At 64.6% G+C, this 17248-nt stretch carries 17 protein-coding genes; 3 read left to right on the top strand and 14 right to left on the bottom strand.

Annotation, left to right across the window (positions count from 1 at the left end):
• Nucleotides 1–2: 2 nt before the first annotated feature.
• From CSQ95_RS00470 to CSQ95_RS00530, 13 genes are all read right to left on the bottom strand, one after another.
• Nucleotides 3–941, bottom strand: a complete 939-nt coding sequence (locus tag CSQ95_RS00470) for a type II secretion system F family protein (RefSeq protein ID WP_099408054.1) — start codon at nt 939–941, stop codon at nt 3–5.
• Between the two features lie 13 nt (nt 942–954).
• Nucleotides 955–1932 carry a type II secretion system F family protein gene (locus CSQ95_RS00475; RefSeq protein WP_099408055.1) on the bottom strand — a complete coding sequence of 326 codons (978 nt, stop codon included), beginning with the start codon at nt 1930–1932 and terminating at the stop codon, nt 955–957.
• A 12-nt stretch (nt 1933–1944) separates the two neighbouring features.
• Complete coding sequence (locus CSQ95_RS00480) at nt 1945–3291, bottom strand: CpaF family protein (protein ID WP_083287262.1); 1347 nt, start codon at nt 3289–3291, stop codon at nt 1945–1947.
• Between the two features lie 50 nt (nt 3292–3341).
• On the bottom strand, nt 3342–4511 hold the full coding sequence (locus CSQ95_RS00485) for an AAA family ATPase (RefSeq protein ID WP_070219071.1): 1170 nt from the start codon (nt 4509–4511) through the stop codon (nt 3342–3344).
• Nucleotides 4512–4566: 55 nt separating this feature from the next.
• On the bottom strand, nt 4567–5175 hold the full coding sequence (locus CSQ95_RS00490; protein WP_099408056.1) for a TadE/TadG family type IV pilus assembly protein: 609 nt from the start codon (nt 5173–5175) through the stop codon (nt 4567–4569).
• The gene (locus CSQ95_RS00495; RefSeq protein ID WP_070313047.1) at nt 5165–5647 is read right to left on the bottom strand and encodes a TadE/TadG family type IV pilus assembly protein; all 483 of its coding nucleotides are present in this window, start codon (nt 5645–5647) and stop codon (nt 5165–5167) included. Before CSQ95_RS00495 ends, CSQ95_RS00490 begins: the two co-directional genes overlap by 11 nt.
• A complete protein-coding gene (locus CSQ95_RS00500) occupies nt 5644–7062 on the bottom strand; it encodes a pilus assembly protein TadG-related protein (RefSeq protein WP_099408057.1) in 1419 nt (472 codons plus the stop codon). The genes CSQ95_RS00495 and CSQ95_RS00500 overlap by 4 nt, the downstream gene beginning before the upstream one ends.
• Nucleotides 7052–7360: a hypothetical protein gene (locus CSQ95_RS00505; RefSeq protein ID WP_099408058.1), complete on the bottom strand. Its 309-nt coding sequence runs from the start codon at nt 7358–7360 to the stop codon at nt 7052–7054. The genes CSQ95_RS00500 and CSQ95_RS00505 overlap by 11 nt, the downstream gene beginning before the upstream one ends.
• A gap of 16 nt (nt 7361–7376) precedes the next feature.
• Complete coding sequence (locus CSQ95_RS00510; protein ID WP_257217902.1) at nt 7377–8825, bottom strand: type II and III secretion system protein family protein; 1449 nt, start codon at nt 8823–8825, stop codon at nt 7377–7379.
• Between the two features lie 20 nt (nt 8826–8845).
• Nucleotides 8846–9700: a Flp pilus assembly protein CpaB gene (gene cpaB, locus CSQ95_RS00515; protein WP_070289459.1), complete on the bottom strand. Its 855-nt coding sequence runs from the start codon at nt 9698–9700 to the stop codon at nt 8846–8848.
• Entirely contained in the window at nt 9697–11070 is a 1374-nt protein-coding gene (locus tag CSQ95_RS00520; RefSeq protein ID WP_099408059.1) for an ATP-binding protein, read from the bottom strand. Before CSQ95_RS00520 ends, cpaB begins: the two co-directional genes overlap by 4 nt.
• Nucleotides 11071–11163: 93 nt before the next feature.
• On the bottom strand, nt 11164–11697 hold the full coding sequence (locus CSQ95_RS00525; RefSeq protein WP_099408060.1) for a prepilin peptidase: 534 nt from the start codon (nt 11695–11697) through the stop codon (nt 11164–11166).
• A gap of 53 nt (nt 11698–11750) precedes the next feature.
• Nucleotides 11751–11933 (bottom strand): Flp family type IVb pilin, encoded by a 183-nt coding sequence (locus tag CSQ95_RS00530; protein WP_034752975.1) that lies wholly within the window; start codon nt 11931–11933, stop codon nt 11751–11753.
• 481 nt (nt 11934–12414) lie between these two features.
• Between CSQ95_RS00530 and CSQ95_RS00535 the strand changes: the two genes are divergently transcribed.
• Complete coding sequence (locus tag CSQ95_RS00535) at nt 12415–13461, top strand: GGDEF domain-containing protein (protein ID WP_099408061.1); 1047 nt, start codon at nt 12415–12417, stop codon at nt 13459–13461.
• Nucleotides 13462–13582: 121 nt separating this feature from the next.
• On the opposite strand, the gene CSQ95_RS00540 is transcribed toward CSQ95_RS00535, so the two are convergent.
• The gene (locus CSQ95_RS00540; protein ID WP_099408262.1) at nt 13583–14809 is read right to left on the bottom strand and encodes an HD-GYP domain-containing protein; all 1227 of its coding nucleotides are present in this window, start codon (nt 14807–14809) and stop codon (nt 13583–13585) included.
• Nucleotides 14810–14947: 138 nt separating this feature from the next.
• On the opposite strand from CSQ95_RS00540, the gene CSQ95_RS00545 reads away from it, so the two are divergent.
• Both CSQ95_RS00545 and CSQ95_RS00550 read left to right on the top strand, forming a co-directional pair.
• A complete protein-coding gene (locus tag CSQ95_RS00545; protein WP_070219121.1) occupies nt 14948–15877 on the top strand; it encodes a LysR substrate-binding domain-containing protein in 930 nt (309 codons plus the stop codon).
• Between the two features lie 74 nt (nt 15878–15951).
• Nucleotides 15952–17094 (top strand): hypothetical protein, encoded by a 1143-nt coding sequence (locus tag CSQ95_RS00550; protein ID WP_099408062.1) that lies wholly within the window; start codon nt 15952–15954, stop codon nt 17092–17094.
• The last annotated feature ends 154 nt before the right edge of the window (nt 17095–17248 follow it).

Raw genomic sequence — 17248 nt, forward strand, 5'->3', positions numbered from 1 at the left:
TTTCAGCGGCTGGCCATGGCCGGCACGAGCACGCGATAGACTTCGATCACGGCCGGCCCCATCAGCACCAGCATCAGGGTGGGAAAGACGCAAAAAATCAGCGGGAACAGCAGCTTTAACGCGATCTTCGCCGCCGCCTCCTCGGCCAGCAGGCTGCGCTTGCCGCGCAGGTTTTCCGAATGCACGCGCAGCGAATCGCCCATGCTGGTGCCGAAGCGTTCCGACTGGATCAGCATGGCGACCAGGGTATCGACGTCTTCCACGCCGCTGCGCAAGGCCAGGTTGCGCAGCGCCTTTTCCTTGGAAAAACCGGCGCGCATTTCCATCAGCACCAGCTGCAATTCCTGCGCCAGTACCACGCTTTTGATGTGGATCTCGCCCGACACCTTCACCAGCGCGCGCTCCAGGCTCAGGCCCGCTTCCACGCACACGGTCAGCAAGTCGAGCGCATCGGGGATGTTTTCGAAAATGTCGCGCTGGCGCCGCTTGGCCGTGCTGGCCAGCACCAGGTTGGGCAGGTAATAGCCGATGGTGGCGCTGACGCACAGCAGCAACAGCAGCACGCTGCGCAGCTGCGCCGCCATGGCGCTGGCAGCATACAGGCCCAGCACGGTGGGAAACAGCAGGGCCAGCACGGTTTTCGCCGCAAAGTACAGGGCCGGCGCGCTCGCCTGGCGCCAGCCCGCGTTCATGAAACGCGTGCGCAGCGGCGAGCGCTCCCAGCCCTCTTCCGGCAGCGACAGCTTGCTGAACGGCTGCGCCACGCGCACCACCCGCTCGACCCAGCCAGTATCGACCACCGCCTCGCTGGCGGCCGACGCCGTGGCGCCGAACAGACGCTGGCGCAAGGTACCGGGAAAGAAGATCAGCCACGCCAGCAGGGCCAGCGCCACCACCACAGCAAAGACGATCAACAAAAACAGCAGTTGTGCACCGCTCATGCCACCTCCGGTTTTATATCCTGATACGGATGACGTTACGCATCCAGACGACGCCCAGCGCCACCATGCCAGCCGCGTACCACAACAGTTTGATGCCGCTGGGATCGGTCCACAGCAGGCGGATGTATTGCGGGTTGACCAGGGCCATGACGCCGATCATTACCACCGGCATCAGGCCCAGCACCCAGGCCGACATGCGCCCCTCGGCCGACAGCACGCGCACCTGTCCCAGCAACTTCAAGCGGGCGCGGATGATGCGGGCGATGCTGACCAGCACCTCGGCCAGGTTGCCGCCCGATTCGCGCTGCACCAGCACGGCGATGACGAGGTAGCGCAAGTCCGTCAGCGGGATGCGCGCGGCCAGGTTTTGCAGCGCCTCGTTCATCGGCACGCCGTAATTGATCTCTTCGTGCGCCGTCTTGAATTCGCCGCTGATCGGCTCATTGAGTTCGTCTCCCACCATCTGCAGCACGTTCGAAAACGAATGCCCGGCGCGCAGCGCACGGGCCAGGAAATCGGCCGCTTCCGGCAGTTGCGCCTCGATCTTTTTCAGCCGCGCCGCGCGCGCGCGCAGCACGAACAAACACGGTGCGCTCACGGCACAGGACAGCAGCAGCAAGGCGCCGGGCAAGGGCATGGACCAGGCCGCCAACAGCAGCAAGGCCGCCAGCAGCAAGGCGCCGCTGCCGCACAGGAATTGCGCCACCGACCAGGACAATCCCGATTGCAGCAGCAAATGATCCAGCCGCGCCGCCTGCGGCATGCGCCGCAGCAGGCGCTCCAGGCCGGGCGAACGCGCATAGCGGCGCTGCTTGAGGATGGAGACGCGCTCGCCGCCCGCCTCGCCGCGCGCCGCCATCAGCCGCAGGCGCCGGTTGATGCGCCGCGCCGCGCTGCCATGCGTGCCCGACCACCACAGCCAGGCCCCTTCCACCATCAGAATGCAGGCGGCGAACAGCAGCACGGCAAAGCCGTAGAAGACCAGGTCCATGATCCCTCCCCCTTACTCATAAATTCGATCCGGGTCGAACACCGTGTCCGGCACCGGCGCGCCGAACATGCGCAAGCGCTCCGTAAAGCGGGGCCGCACGCCCGTGGCGCAAAAGTGGCCCTGCACCTTGCCGTCAGCATCGACGCCCGTCTGCTCGAAGCGGAAGATTTCATGCATGGCGATGATGTCGCCTTCCATCCCCGTCACTTCCTGCAGGCTGACCAGCTTGCGCGCGCCATCCGTCAGGCGCGACACTTGCATCACCACCGTCACGGCCGAACAGATCTGCTGGCGCGTGGCGCGCGGCGTCAGGTTCACGTTGGCCATGCCGACCATGTTTTCCAGCCGCGCCAGCGCGTCGCGCGCCGTGTTCGAGTGGATGGTCGCCAGCGACCCTTCATGGCCCGTGTTCATCGCCTGCAGCATGTCGAGCGCCTCGGCGCCGCGCACCTCGCCCAGGATGATGCGGTCGGGCCGCATGCGCAGCGCATTGCGCACCAGCGCGCGCTGGCTTACTTCCCCCTTGCCTTCGATATTCGGCGGGCGCGTTTCCAGGCGCACCACGTGCGGCTGGCGCAGCGCCAGTTCCGCCGCATCCTCGATGGTGACGATGCGCTCGCTGCCGGGAATGAAACCGGACAGCACGTTGAGCAGGGTCGTCTTGCCGCTGCCAGTGCCGCCCGAGATCAGGATATTGATCTTCGCCTGGCCCAGCGCCTGCAGCACCTGCACCATGGGCGGCGTCAGGCTTTTGTAGTCGAGCAGGTTGGCGATGCTCAAAGGCTGCACGGCAAAGCGCCGGATGGACAGGATCGGGCCATCGACGGCCAGCGGCGGAATGATGGCATTCACGCGCGAGCCGTCCGGCAGGCGCGCGTCGACCATCGGGCTCGATTCATCGACGCGCCGTCCCACGCGCGAGACGATCTTTTCGATGATCTTCATCAGGTGCGCATTGTCGTGGAAGGTCACGTCCGTCAGCTGCAGCCGCCCGCCCCGCTCCACGTACACCTTGTCGCAGGTATTGACGAGGATGTCGGACACGCTGGCATCGGCCAGCAGGGGTTCGAGCGGACCAAAGCCCAGCATCTCGTGCTGGATGTCGAGCACCAGGCTATGCCGCTCGTGCTGATTGAGGACGATGCGCTCTTCCTCGATCACGCGCTGCACCAGCAGCGCCAGCTCATGCTTGAACTGCTCGGCCGTCAGGCGTTTCAGGCGTTCCAGGTCGATACGGTCGAGTATCGTCTGGTGCATGGTTTTTTTCAGTTCCTGGTAGGCGTGCAGCGCCAGCGCGCCTTGTCCATTGCTGGCGGGGCGCACCGTTTCATTTGCCGCCAGGCGTTCGCGTAAAGTCATCTCGGCTCCCATGATGGCCCCCGGCGGGAGCCTTGACATATGTTTCTGTCCTAAACCTCGCTGCGGCTGAACAGGCGGTCGAACAGGCCGCGGCTTTCCGTCACGCGGCGCGCCGTCACCAGCTCCACCAGCTCGGCCAGGCTGCGCGCCACGGCGCTGGTGCGCGACAGCTGCAGCAGCGGGATGCCCTGGTTGACGGAATCGGTGGCGGCGATGTAATCGTTGGGCACCGTGTGCACCACTTCCGCGCCCAGCGCCTGCTCCAGGTCCGCCAGGCGCAGGCGCCCGCCCTTCTCATAGCGGTTGACGATCAGGCGCAGGCGCTCGCCCGGATAGCCGAGCGAACGGAAAATGTCGAGCAGGCGCCGGCCGTCGCGGATGTCGGGCAAGGCCAGCTGCAGCACCGGATAGATGGCGTCGGCGTTGTCGAGCGCGCGCAGCGACAGCGCATCGATCTGGCGTCCCACGTCGAGCACGATGTAGTCGTAGTGCTGGCGCGCCACGGCCAGGATGCGGTCCATGTGCTCGGGCTGCATGTCGACCTTGTGCGCGGGGTCGTCGGCCGCCGCCAGCACGCCGAAGTTCGGCGTCACGTGCACCAGGCACGAGGCGAGGAAGGCGCCGTCCATGCGCGCGATCTGGGCGCAGATGTCGGACAGTGTCATCGCCGGCTTCTGGTCCGAGACATACAGGGTGGCGTCGCCGAACTGGCCATGCAGGTCGATCAGCAGCACCTTGCAGCCGGCCAGGCTGGCCAGCGCGTAGGAAAAATTCGTCGATAGAAAGGTGGCGCCGCTGCCGCCCTTGCACGAGATGAAGGCGAGGACTTTACCGTCGCGCATCTGCGTCACGCCGGCCTGGATATCGACCCGGTCCATCGCCTCGTGAAAGGCCTTGTGCACCAGCGGCAGCTGCAGCACTTCGCGCATGCCGGCGCGCATGGCGCGGATCAGCACATCCTGCTGCTGTCCGCGCGTGAGCAGCATCAGCACGGCCAGCGGATACTGGCGCGCCAGGCGCTCGAGCAGGTCGGCTTCGTCGGCATCGATGCCGCTGGCGTCGACGATCACCAGTTCCGGCGCTTCCGGCAGCATGCGCTCGACGGCGTCGCGCAAGCCGCTGCGCCGTTCCAGCAGCCGCAGTACGGGCATGCGGGCCGCCCCCTGCGCGGCAATTTCATCGTGCAAGCTGGCGTCGCGGCTAATCATCAGGGCTTTCATCGCACTTCCTCGCTTCTTTCAGGTCTACACAGTCGGCTGCGCCGCCAAGTGGCGCTCAAGGACAAAAACCGGGATTGTCCGGATAACCCAGCGACTCGGCCACGGCCATGGTGGCGCCGTTGGGCAGGCGCACGGCGCCTGCGCCGGAAGGAAACATCACTGCCAGCAGCGGCAGGATGGGCCGGTACGGCACGCTCTCGCAGCGTCCCCCATCGCCGGGCACGCACAAGCGCGCGCGCACGAAACGGATGCAGCTGGCGCCATGCGGATCGTCCAGGCAATTGATGCGGTTACGCTGCGGACAACCGGGCATCACCGTCACCGGCAATGCCGCCAGCGCGGCGCCGCCGCTGGACTGCGACAGGTAATCGATGCGCACATACGCGTCGCTGATGCCGCCGCCCAGCGGCAGCACGCCAGGCGCGGCGCGCAGCACGGCTTGCGCGCGCACGGCCTGCAGCGCACTTGCATTGCTGAAATCGGCGACGGCGGCGCCGCGCGCGGCACGCCGGGTAATCTCGTGCACCATATTCCATAGATACACGGCGCGCGCCACTTCCAGCATGGCGAACAGGAAGAGAAAAAACAGCAGCGCCAGCATGGCGAACTCGACGGCGAAGACGCCGCCCTGGCGCTGCCGGCGGGGGCGCAGGTTAATTAACATAGCGTACTGTCGCATTGGCGCGCAGCGGGATCGGCGCCAGTTGCGGCAGCCACTTGCGGGTCAGTTCGGGCAGGAAATCCACCGGCATGTCGACGGACAACTTGATGCGCACCTGCAGCGGCGCCGCCGCATAAGTGCCGCAGCTGTAGGAGTCGTCGGCATACACGCATTCCACGCTGATCAGGTATGGCTGCATGGCCGGCCAGCTTTCCGCCATGGCATCGACCACCATCTGCCGGGCAAACACGGCACCCTGGTTCGCCGTGTCGCCCCTGGCCATCTGCGACAGCGGCATGGTGGCCAGGTAGCGCGCCGCATCGTGCGTACTTTTTTGCAGGGCCGTGTACACCAGCAGCGCGCGGCCGAACAGCAGCACGAAAGGCAGCAGCGCCATGAAAAACAGCAGGATCAGCGCCAGCTCGATGGCGGCGACACCCTCCTGGCGGCGTCGCGCGCGGCAGGGCGGCCTCATTGCAGCAGCTCCGCAGGACCCGCCAGCGCGCCCTCGGCCACAAGGCCGTCAAATTCGGCGCTCAACACGCCATTGCTGGCCGGCGCCGTCATGAAGAAGCGGCCGATGCCCCGCACCTGCGCCAGCACGTCGCTGCCGGCCGGCACCGGGCAGGCCAGCAGGGCAATATGCAGCAGGCGCCGCTGCGCCACGCCCGTATTGCCGGTCGGCGCCGTCTGGTAAGCCAGCGTCTGGTATGGCGGCGTGGCAGGGTAGCCGGGCTTGGCGGCCGGCGCGGCAGGGCTAGCCGGATACAGCCTGGCCCAGTCGCTGGTGGCGAACGGCACGTAGCCGCCGGCCGGCTTCACACTGCTGTACTTGACCGCCTTGCCAAACGACCACAGCGGGCCGTAACTGCCAACGGCAGGCGGCGTCGCGTTCGATTCAGGATCGGCCACGGACAGCAGCGGATTGCCGGTGCTCAGGGCGCTCGGCGCGTCGGGCGTGTTCGTCATCCACCAGTTCGTGGCCGTATTCGGATAGGCGCGGATATTCGTGTCGGGCGGCGCCGTGACGGGATGACAGCCGCTGCCCGCATGCAGGTTGAAGCGCGCGTTGAAGGCCGGCCACAAGGCGGCGGGAAACGGCCGGTGCACATGCACTTGCGCGCTGCCGATGCGCGGGTACAGCACCGTGCCGCTGCACACAAACGGCAGCACGCTGGACTCGCCGACCTGCAGCGACGAGCCCACCACGCCGGGCTGGCCCAGGGGATTGAGCACGAAATGTTCGGCCGCCGGACCGTGCGGATTGAGTTTCAACAGGTTATACGCCACGCCGCGGCGAAAACCATATTCCAGCAGTTCGACGGCCGGCAGCAGCGCCGCATTCGTGCGCGGGCTGGCCGCGCTGGCCGACAGCGCGCACACGGCCAGCGGCGTCAGGTTCAGGCTGGTACGTCCTGCCACGGCGCGCGCCCCCGTGTCCAGAGTGCGCAGCGCCGGCGACAAGGCGCCCAGGAACGCCGTCGCCACCCGCCCCAGCGACGGTGCATTGGCCTGCGTATCGACGCGCACGAACAGCGCCGTGGCGGCGTCGGGCACGGCGCCCGCCGCATGCCATTCGCTGGCGGGCGCGCTGGCGAAGCGGATGCTGGCGTCCGACAGGATCGCGCCCTGCATGCGGCGCCGCCACGCGCTCTTGTCGGCCGCACTGTGCTTGGCTTTGTCCACGGCAGCGAGCAAGCCTTCGGGCGTGCCCACCAGTTCGGCGGCCGCCGCCAGCGCCGCGTTGTCGGCCAGGTTCTGCAATTCCGTCTTGCGGCCGATGACCTGTCCCACGTCGAGCGCCAGACCGATAAAGCCCAGCACCAGGATAAGCAGGATGGAAAAGGCGATCAGCATCGCCCCGCGCTCGCGCCGGCGTCTATTTGCCATTGGCGCCTCCCAGCATGAACTGCACCGGCTGCAGCGTCTGGCCGTTCGGTTCGGCGAACGAGGCGCGGTAGCGCTGCATGACGGCGTGCGCGCTGGGGCCGTCAAGCCCGTCGGCAGGCTGGCGATTGTCCGCGCTGGCCGGATCGCGCACCTGCTGCGCCATGGCCAGACGCACGGCGTCGCCGAAACGCGGGTCCAGCTGCGGCGTGCTGCTACTGCTGTGCGCGCAGGCTGCCAGCTGCAGCGCCAGGGTCAGCGCGGCCAGGCGCCGCAGCCATATCAGGAGCGAATTCGGCATGGCGTGTCTCCCCGTCTCATTTCAACTCGAAGCCGTTGGCCGCGCGCGGCGGCGGCACGGACGGCGGCGCTGGCGGCACGGTGGCTTCCATCTTGCCGCGCAACATCAAGTCCGTGCGCGAAGGCGGCGCCAGCTGCGCCGTCGGCAGCACCACATCGGCCGGCAAGGGTTTCACCAGGTGCGCGGTAATGACGAACAACAATTCCGTGCGGTCATGCTGGAAGTCCGTGCTGCGAAACAGCGCGCCGAGGATGGGCAGTTCGCTCAGCCACGGCACGCCCGCGATGTTGCTCACCTGGTTGTTCTTGATCAAGCCGCCGATGGCATAGCTCTGGCCGTCATACAGCTGCACCGTGGTCGAGGCGCGCCGCGTGGTGATGACGGGCAAAATAGAACGTCCGCTGACGCCGGCGGCGGAAATGCCCACCCCTTCGCGCGACAGTTCCGACACTTCCGGCGCCACCTTCAAATTGATGCGCCCGCCCGACAGCACGGTGGGGGTAAATCGCAGGCCGACGCCATACTCGCGCTCTTCCAGCGTGATCTTGTTGTTGTCCTGGCCGACGGGAATGAAGATCTTGCCGCCGGCCAGAAAACTGCCCTCCTGTCCGTTGATCGCCATCACCGTCGGCTCGGCCAGGATGCGCACCAGGCCATCCTGTTTCTGCGCCTCGATGGTCAGCTGCTGACCGTTCGACTTGCGCACGTCGAGCAAGCCGTTGGCCGTGCCGCTCAAGAAATTCGACAGCAGGGTGGTGGCCCAGCTGCCGGAGGCGAAGCGCAGGGTGGCGCCCACTTCCAGCCGCTCCAGCAGCGACTTCGACACTTCGGCGATCTGCACGGCCAGCATCACCTGCTGCGGCGCGCTGACGTCGAGCATATTGATGACGCGGCTGTTCGCGCTGCCCGCACCGCCGGGTGCAGCGGCCGCGAGCGGCAAGGCGGCGCCATCGGCTGGCTTGGGCAGCGCCAGCGGTGCGGTGGCGCGGCGCACATACGCATGCGCCAGCTCGACGGCGCGCAGCACGGCGCCCGCATCCTGCACCGTGCCCGACAGCACCAGGGTATCGGCCACGGCCGTCACGCGGATGGCTTTTTCTTCCGGCATCAGGGCCGCCAGGGTCGTTTGCAGGCCGGACGGGTCCATGCTGACACTGACGTTCACCACGCTGCACACGCCGCTCCTGCCCTGGACGATCATATTCGTGCTGCCCACGTCGACACCGACCAGATACAAGGTGTCGGGCGCGACCAGCATGGCTTGCAGCATGGCCGGATTGCCGACGCTGCGGGCCAGCACCGCCTCGGGCAGGCGCAACATGCTCGACTTGCCCACCTGCAGCTGCAAGTTGCCGGGCGTCGCCGCTTCGCCGCCGCAGCGGGGGCCAGGATCGGCTGCCGCGCCGGCAAGCGGCAACAGCAGGCAGCACAGTGTCAGCAGGGCGCGGTTCATGAGCGTGTCCATGGTTGATCAAGGCAACAAGGCTAAAAACATTCGCGCGACTGGCGCGTCCCATCGATGACGCCGCTGCACTGGCGCTTGGGCTCCGGCGGCGCCTTGGCCACGCGCACGGGACGCGGCGCCACGGCTGGCACGGGCGCGGCGGCGGGAGCAGGCTCGGCTTCATGCGGTCCGCCCAGCAGGGTCAGCTTGGTGGCACCCGCCGTCACGCCCGGCTGCGGGTCGACCTGGTTGCGCAGCACCAGCGACAGGCTGCCCACGCTGCGCGCCAGATCCAGGTTTTCCGCCTGTTCCGGCGTCACTTCCAGGGTCACGGCATTGACCACGCGCGGCTTGGTCTCGTCGCGTCCCACTTCCTGCGCCACGGCCAGCACGAGGATGCGTTCGAGCACGATCTTGGAAATGTTGCGGCTTTGCGGAAACGCGCGGTCGCCGGCATCCTGCTGGGTACTGACGATGATGTCGACATAATTGCCCGGCAAGGCGAAGCCGGCCACGCCGATCACGTCGTTGACGCGCACGGTGATGGCGCGCCGCCCTTCCGTGATCAGGGCCGACAGGCCGCCCAACGTCCCCACGGGCGCCAGCTTGGCTTCGCTCAGCGGCTCGCCGCGCAGCACGCTCGTTTTCAGCACCCGTCCCGCCAGTTTCGCCGGGTCTTGCAGCGCGCCTTGCGGCAAGCTTTCCGCCGGCCATTCGGCCAGGCGCAGCATCTCTGGCGTCAGGCGCTGGCCCAGGTTGACATCGCTGGAGGCGACGACGATCTTGCCCTTGCCGGCCGGCGTCTGGCGCAGCAGCCAGTGCGAGGCCAGCAGCACGGCCAGCAGACCCAGCACCACGGCCAGGCCCATCATCAGCAGGGCGCGCCGGTTTTTCATGCGATACGCTCGCACAGGCTGGCGGCCGGCATGTCGCAGCTGGCAAACAGGCTGCTCCAGGCCTGCTCCAGGGCGCCCACCGTCAGACGCGCCTCGCTGCCGGCAAAGCCGGCGAAGTCGCCTATGCGCGCCAGCAATTCCTGCGGATAGCTGGCCAGCAAAGGCCGTCCCTGCGCGCCATGCAGCTGCAGCAGATGGTTCAGGGCCAGCTCGTCGATGGTCATGCCGGCCAGGCGGCATTGCTGGCGGAACAGGGCGCGATAGGCGTTCTCGGCCAGCGGCCCCACCTGCACCTTGTAGCCGATGCGGCGCAGCAAGGCAGGATCGAACAGCTCGCCCGGCGGCACATTCGTGGCCAGCACGAGGGCGTTGTCGAAGGGCACGCTGATCTGCACGCCGCCGGGCAAGCCCAGCTGATCGCTGCCCCGCGCCAGCGGCTGCATCAGCCGCGTCAGCAGTTCTTGCGCGCCCAGGCGCTGGCGGCCCAGGTCGTCGATGATCAGCATGCCGTTGTTGGCCCGCACATGGGGCGGCGCCTGGTAGCAGCCGCCGCTGGCGTCAAGGCGCAGCTCCAGCGTGCCGGCGTCGAGCTCGGCGCCCACGTGGATCACGGGACGCTGGCACAGCACCCAGCGGATATCCGTGCTGCGCCGCTCCAGCGCCTGGCGCGCATGGCTGACGTGCTGCGGCGCGGGCGGCAGGTGCTGCGCCGGATCGTACAGCTGGATGATGTCGTGGCCGACGACGATGGCGTAGGGCACGGCGACCAGCCCGTGCAGCAATTGCCCCAGCTGCAGCGCCAGGGTCGACTTGCCGCTGCCGGGAGGACCGTACAGCAGCAGCGAGCGCCCCGAATGCAGTGCCGCGCCGACCACGTCGAGCATGCCCGGCCCCGCATGGGCGCCGCCGAGCACGGCGGCCAGGTCGTCGCTGCCGACGCGCTGTTCCTGCGCCAGCCACGACTGGCGCGCCACCATGGCGCGGTACGCTTCCAGGGTGACGGGGGCGGCGCCGATATACGCGCAGCGTTCAAGAAAAGCGCTGGCGCGCTGCTTGCCGGCGCCCGTCAGCTGGTACTGCACGTCGATGTCGGATTCGCCGCGCCAGGCCACTTCGGCCATCTGCTCCGTCACCATGAAGTCGAGCACTTCGCGCAAGACATTGATCGACAGGCGCAAGCGCGTCGTCAGCGCGGACAGATGCGTCTTGCCGCCCACAAACATCAGCTTGGCGATCAGTTCAACGACCAGCGGCCGTTCCAGTCCCGTTTCACGCAAGCTCTTCGGCTGCGGCGGCAAGGGCGGCATCAGGTTCGCGTCGGCGGGGCGCGGCGCACTGTCGGTGCTCATGGAATAATCGACCTCGGTCATGCTGCGTCTCCATGCCGGTTAAGACTGCATTGAACAGAATTCATTCTAGCGAGCGGGCACTGGCGCCCATTGATTCAGAGCAATGAATGCCAATCAGAAATAATGCTGCCCTTGCACCACCAGGCAGCCCAGGGCAATGGCCAGTCCGTACGGCATGTTGCCCACGCTGGCATGGCTGCCCAGTGCGGTCGGCGCCAGGGGAATGCCGGCCATGCGCGCGATCATCGGCCACAGCAGCTGGCGCAGATTGCCGAGGCAGGCGCGCCACTTGCCCTGGTACGTGATCATCAGCACGGCCATCAGGCCGCCCAGGACAAACGTGGCGAAACAGATCTGCAGCACGGGCCAGGGACCGGCAAAGGTGCCCACCATGGCGATCAGCTTGACGTCGCCGGCGGCCATGCCGCGCAGCACATACAGAGGCAGGAACAGGAAGAAGCCCGTCGCCATGCCGCCCAGCACCAGCTGCGGCACGCGATGTGGCCACAACCACAAATGCAGCGCCAGCGCGGCTAGCATGCCGGCCAGCACCAGCCAATTCGGAATCTTGCGTTGGATCAGATCACTGACGGCGGCCCCCGTCACGAAGCACAGCAACAGCAGGTCGCACAAGACAGTTGCAGGCATGGCACACCTCCTGAAAAACACCCGCTGCCGGCCGGCCAGCAGCGGGCACCCGCTTAGGGCGTCAACACCAGGTTCGACGAGATGTCGGTGAGGACGGCCAGCAAGTTGGTCTTGATCAGCAAGAATCCGGCCGTGATGGCGGTGGCCATCAAGGCCGCAATCAGGCCGTATTCGATTGCCGTAATGCCATCCTCATCCTTGACAAACTGCTGTACTGCCGACAGGAAGGTATGCATGACAAGCTCCCAAAAGTGAATCACAAGTCCCTGGCGCAATCGGGTGTGAAACATTGCCCTTTCCTGCTAATATGTTTCCTGCCGTAAATTTCTGCGCCATTGCATTGACTATAAAGCGTCCACGTTTTGGCAAATTGACGCGCCACAAGTTTCCATATGGAAATTATCAAACCTTGTCGACATGGCGGCTGGCGCAAACAAATGTTGCGATCCGGATTGAAAGCCTTCGTCAGGGCAAGTTTTTTGCAATGTAGTGCATGAATCTCATGTATTTACATGAAATATTGCATACGTTAATTGCCTATTAGGCAAAAAGACATTATCCTGCTTAGCTCTTCTTTGGAAAGGCCTCTCGCCCGGCGGTACAGAGCGTCATGCCACCAAATAAATCTTGGCTTCTTGTAGACGGACGCGAACATGCTCTTGCTTGATGCAATGCTGGTATGACGACACTTGTGTGACTACTTTCCAGAGAACGACAATGGATTCCCTACTGAAACACATGGTGGACATGACCGGGCACCGCGACCACACGATGCTCGACATTTCCGTGATCTCGGCAGTGCAGGAACTCGCTGCCGCGTCGCAGACCCGTGTGCTGGCCCTGACCACCGTGCGTGGCCAGGTGTTCGTGCGGTCGCGGGCCATCATCGTGGCGGGCAGCGTGGCCCGCATGGAAGAGCATACCGACCCTACCCTGCCAGGCGAACCGCTGTCCGACTACCCGGCCCTGGCCGCCTGCATCAAGCGCCATGAAGCGAGCGCCGACACCCTGTGCGCCGACGGCCGCCACCTGCTGTGGCTGCCCATCTGGATCGGCGACCAGGTCACTACCTGCCTGGAAATCACCAACCCCACGCCCTACACGGGCGCCACCATCCAGGTGATCGGCGGCATCGTCAGCGTGTACCGCAATTTCCAGAACCTGCTCGACTACAGCGAACGCGATTCGCTCACCGGCCTGTTGAACCGCAAGACCTTTGACGACCAGCTGGCGAAAATCCTGCACAGCCGCGGCGAACCGGAAGCGGACAAGCCGCGTCCCGTCGATGAAGAACGGCGCCACCATACGGATACGGAACGGCAATGGCTGGCCGTGATCGACGTCGATCATTTTAAATTGGTCAACGATAAGTTTGGACACCTGTATGGCGATGAAGTGCTGATCCTGATCGCCAACCAGCTGCAATCGTCGTTCCGCTCGCAAGACCGCATCTTCCGTTTCGGCGGCGAGGAATTCGTCGTGCTGCTGCGCTCGATCACCCTGGAAAATGCGCAGAAAATCATCGACCGCTTCCGCACCAATGTCGAGGCGCACGACTTCCCGCAAGTGGGCAGAGTGACCGTCAGCGTGGGCTTCGTCAGCATCAACGCCTACGAGGCGCCCGTCATCATCCTCGGCCGCGCCGACCAGGCGCTGTACTACGCGAAAAGCCACGGCCGCAACCTGGCTTGCCATTACGATGAGCTGGTCGCCAAGGGCTTGCTTACCACCATTGCCTCGAACGATACGGCGGAATTTTTCTGATCACCTGACAAAACGTCCATCGCGGCGTTGCCGGCGCTCGCCGTACTCGTCGTACTGTCTTCGCGCCAGCGCCTTGCCCTGAACGTTTTTCAGGCGCTCTTTTTCAAAGAACACACACCGTTCATGCATCCGCCAGCGAGATAAAACGCATGGGATCGACCTGCCACTTGGCCGCCGACTCATGGCCGATGATCTTGTCGGCGCCGCCAAAACCGAAGCCGCGCGACAGGTCGACCGTCTCGGGCTTGATGTAGGTCTTGCTCTTCGTACTGAAAAACACATTCACTTTCGGCGCCAGCAGATTGCTTTCGTGCGCCTCGACGACGACGGCCAGGCGGCCCGATTCCAGCATCACCATGGTGCCTACCGGATAGATGCCCACGCAGCGCATGAAATCCTGCGCGAACACGGGGTTGAAATGGAATTTGCTCCATTCATAAATCTTGCGCAGGGCTTCGGCGGCGGGAATACCCTTGTGATAGCTGCGGTCCGACGTCAGCGCGTCGTACACGTCGACGATGGCAGCCATCTGCGCCAGCTCGCTGATGGCGTCGCCGGCCAGCTGGTCAGGATAGCCGCTGCCGTCGCGCCGCTCGTGGTGATGCAAGGCGATGTCGAGCGGAATGGCGCCCAGGTCGGGCGACTGCAGCAGGATCTCGTAGCCATCGCGCGGATGGCGCTTGATCAGGGAAAATTCCTCGGACGTGAGGGGACCGGGCTTGTTCAGCACGCTGTCGGGCACCAGCGCCTTGCCCGTGTCGTGCAGCAAGCCACCGAGGCCCGCCTGGTGCGTGGTGGCCGCATCGATGCCGCGCGAGCGGCAAAACGCCACCAGCAGCGCGCACACGCTGACGGAATGCAGGAAGGTGTAGTCATCCTTGGTCTTGATGCGCAACAAGCCGACGAGGGCGCCGGGATTGCGCAGGATCGATTCGGTAATATCTTGCACCGTGTGCTGCACGCGGTCGAGCTCGACCGCCTTGCCCAGGCGCACGTCGGCCATCACCGTACGTACCAGGCTCGCGGCCTGGCGCCGCACCTGCGCGGCGCGCGCCAGTTCCATGCCCAACGACACGCGCGTGACCACCTGCGGCGCCGCGGCGATCTGCACCAGTTCGCGCTCGGTCTCGGCGCGCGCCTGCGCCACGGTGGGCGCATCCTGCACGTCGAGGCCCTTGCCGCTGTCGATCACCACGTCATGGATGCCGGCCTGCACGATCTTGCGGATTTCATCGTCGCTGCGCAACAGAAAACGGTTGCGCACGAACGGATGCGTCATCCAGTCACAACTGAGGTCATGAATGTACATGCCCACTTTTAATTGAGACGAATCAACTTTCTTGAGCATGCTGTCATCCCACAAATACGCGGCTGGAGCACCGAAGGCGCTAGAATGAGTATAACAAAATTGTTATTCTGCTGGCCGCGTTCGGCGCTGCGGCGCAACACTCTGTTTTTTCCGCTCAACGCACCGCTATTGGGACCCATGGAACTGCGCCAATTACGCTACTTTGTCGCCATCGTCGACCACGGCTCGCTGTCGCGCGCGGCCCTGATCCTGCACGTGGCGCAGCCGGCCCTGACGCAGCAGCTGCGCCAGCTGGAAGAGGAACTGGGCGTGCAGCTGCTGCACCGCTCGGCCCAGGGCGTACTCAGCACGGATGCGGGCAAGGTGTTTTACGAACATGCGCAGGCGATCCTGAAACAGGTGGCGGACGCCCGCTCGGCCGTTACGCAAAGCGCCACGCGGCCGTCCGGCAATGTCACCCTGGGCTTGCCGCACAGTATCTCCGGCGCGCTGGCCCTGCCCCTGCTGCTGGCCGCGCGCGAACGCTATCCCGAGATCACCCTGCAACTGACGGAAGAAATCACGGGCAACCTCAATGCACAGCTCAAATCGGGCCGCATCAATCTGGCCGTGCTGTTCGACGATGGCCAGCTGACGCCGTTTTCCTGCTGCCCCCTGGTGGAGGAAGAAATGCGTTTTATCTGCCGCAGCGATTCGCCGTTCGCGCCCCCGGGCACGGCGCTGTCATTCGCGCAGGCATTGAGCGCCACCCTGATCCTGCCGGGCCTGCAGCATGGCGTGCGCCCCCGCATCGACAGCCGCGCCCGCGAACTGGCACTGGAGACGGCGAACGTGATCGAGATCAACTCGATCGCCATCCTGAAATCGGCCATCCTGGCCGGCATGGGCGCCACCATCCTGCCGGCCGCGCCCCTGCTGGCCGAACTGGACAGCGGCGCCATGCGCAGCTACGCCATCCACAGCCCCGTGCTGTCGCGCACGGTGGCCCTGTGCGCCTCAAAAAACATTCCCCTCACCAATGCAGGCAACGCCGTGAAAAACCTCGTGCTGCAAGTGGCCGCCGAACTGTGCGGCAGCGGACGCTGGGTGGGGGCGCACGTGCTGTAGCGTGAATTATTTTTCCAACAATAATTTCTCAAAAGAAATAAAATGATGGTCTTATTCATTTCACCATCGTCATCATGTTCTTGCTTACCACTTCCTTGCGCCGTCTGGCGGCAAGCGCCGTCCTGCTGCTACTGATGCAGGGCGCCCAAGCCGCCCGCCCTCAATCCGAATTTCCCTTGCGCGAGGTGCTGCTCAGCGATGTTGCGCAGCCCATCGAAAGAAAAGAAATCGAGGTGGTGGTATTTATTGCGCCGGAAAGTTGCACGCCCAAGACCCATGAAAGTACCTGGGGTACCATCGTCTCGTCGGACAACACCTCCCTGTTCAAAAGCTGGGCTTGCCGTGCCTATCTCGACACTGCCAAGGATCCGAAAGAAGAACTCGCCTTCGTCCCCATGCCACCCGCGTTCAAGCGACCATCCATCCTCGACACCGTGCAGGGACTGCCTGCCAGCACGACGGGGCGGCGCTACGTGGCGTTGATCGACTGGAAATATGCCGATACCACGCTAGGAAAATGTAATAGCTATGGCTGCCATTCCTCCCTCATCATGCTCATTGAAGCGGTGGTATATGACCGAGTGGCGGGTAAAACCATCTGGCATTCCATAGAAACGACGCGTGCCACCATGAAGGACCTTCACTACGATGCAAAAGAGGCCAGATCCATGGGGCCACTTAACGTCTCTATTGCGCTGAATGGGATCATGGGGCACAAAGCCCAGCACGAAGCAGAGGAACAAGGCATGCGCCGCACGACCGCCCTGGAGCCGTCAAATGCGCCTGGGCAAGCGGGCACGGTACTCAACAGAAAAGCCAATCTGATCCTCTTTAACCGCATGCCGCAAGAAACGGTAGATAGCGAGAAATTCGAAGATGGCAGCACCTTCTACACTATCGAGACCAGCCATCTGCAGGGCAGCGCGAAAAAAAACCTCTACTATCATGATTCCAGGACACATGTGGCGCTAGAGCTGGCACCGGGCACATACGAGCTCGCCTTCTACAAAAAGCGCACGACCGTCAATATCAAGGAAAATGGTCCTCCCGTATACCTGAGCTTTGATACAGGTTTCATGAGTAGTCTCAGCGTCAATGAGCTTAGCCCCCAAAAAGCCCTGGAACTGACGCAAGACTCGCTCAATGCCCTGCTGCCCGAGTTGACGCCCGTCGCCTATCCCTTGCGCGCGCGCAAGCTGCAATGGACGCAGCCCTAAGCGGGCACGGCAGACAGGGCCTGTCTTGCGGCGCGAGGCAGGCCATCATTTTTTCTTATACCCCCATCGTCAAAGCGTATTTGCCCCTTCCTCACGGTCGTTCTACACTGACCACATTAACTATTTTAAATTTAAACTAGTTATGTGCCGCCCA

This window comes from Janthinobacterium sp. BJB304 (genome assembly GCF_002735765.1).
Taxonomy (GTDB): Bacteria; Pseudomonadota; Gammaproteobacteria; order Burkholderiales; family Burkholderiaceae_D; genus Janthinobacterium.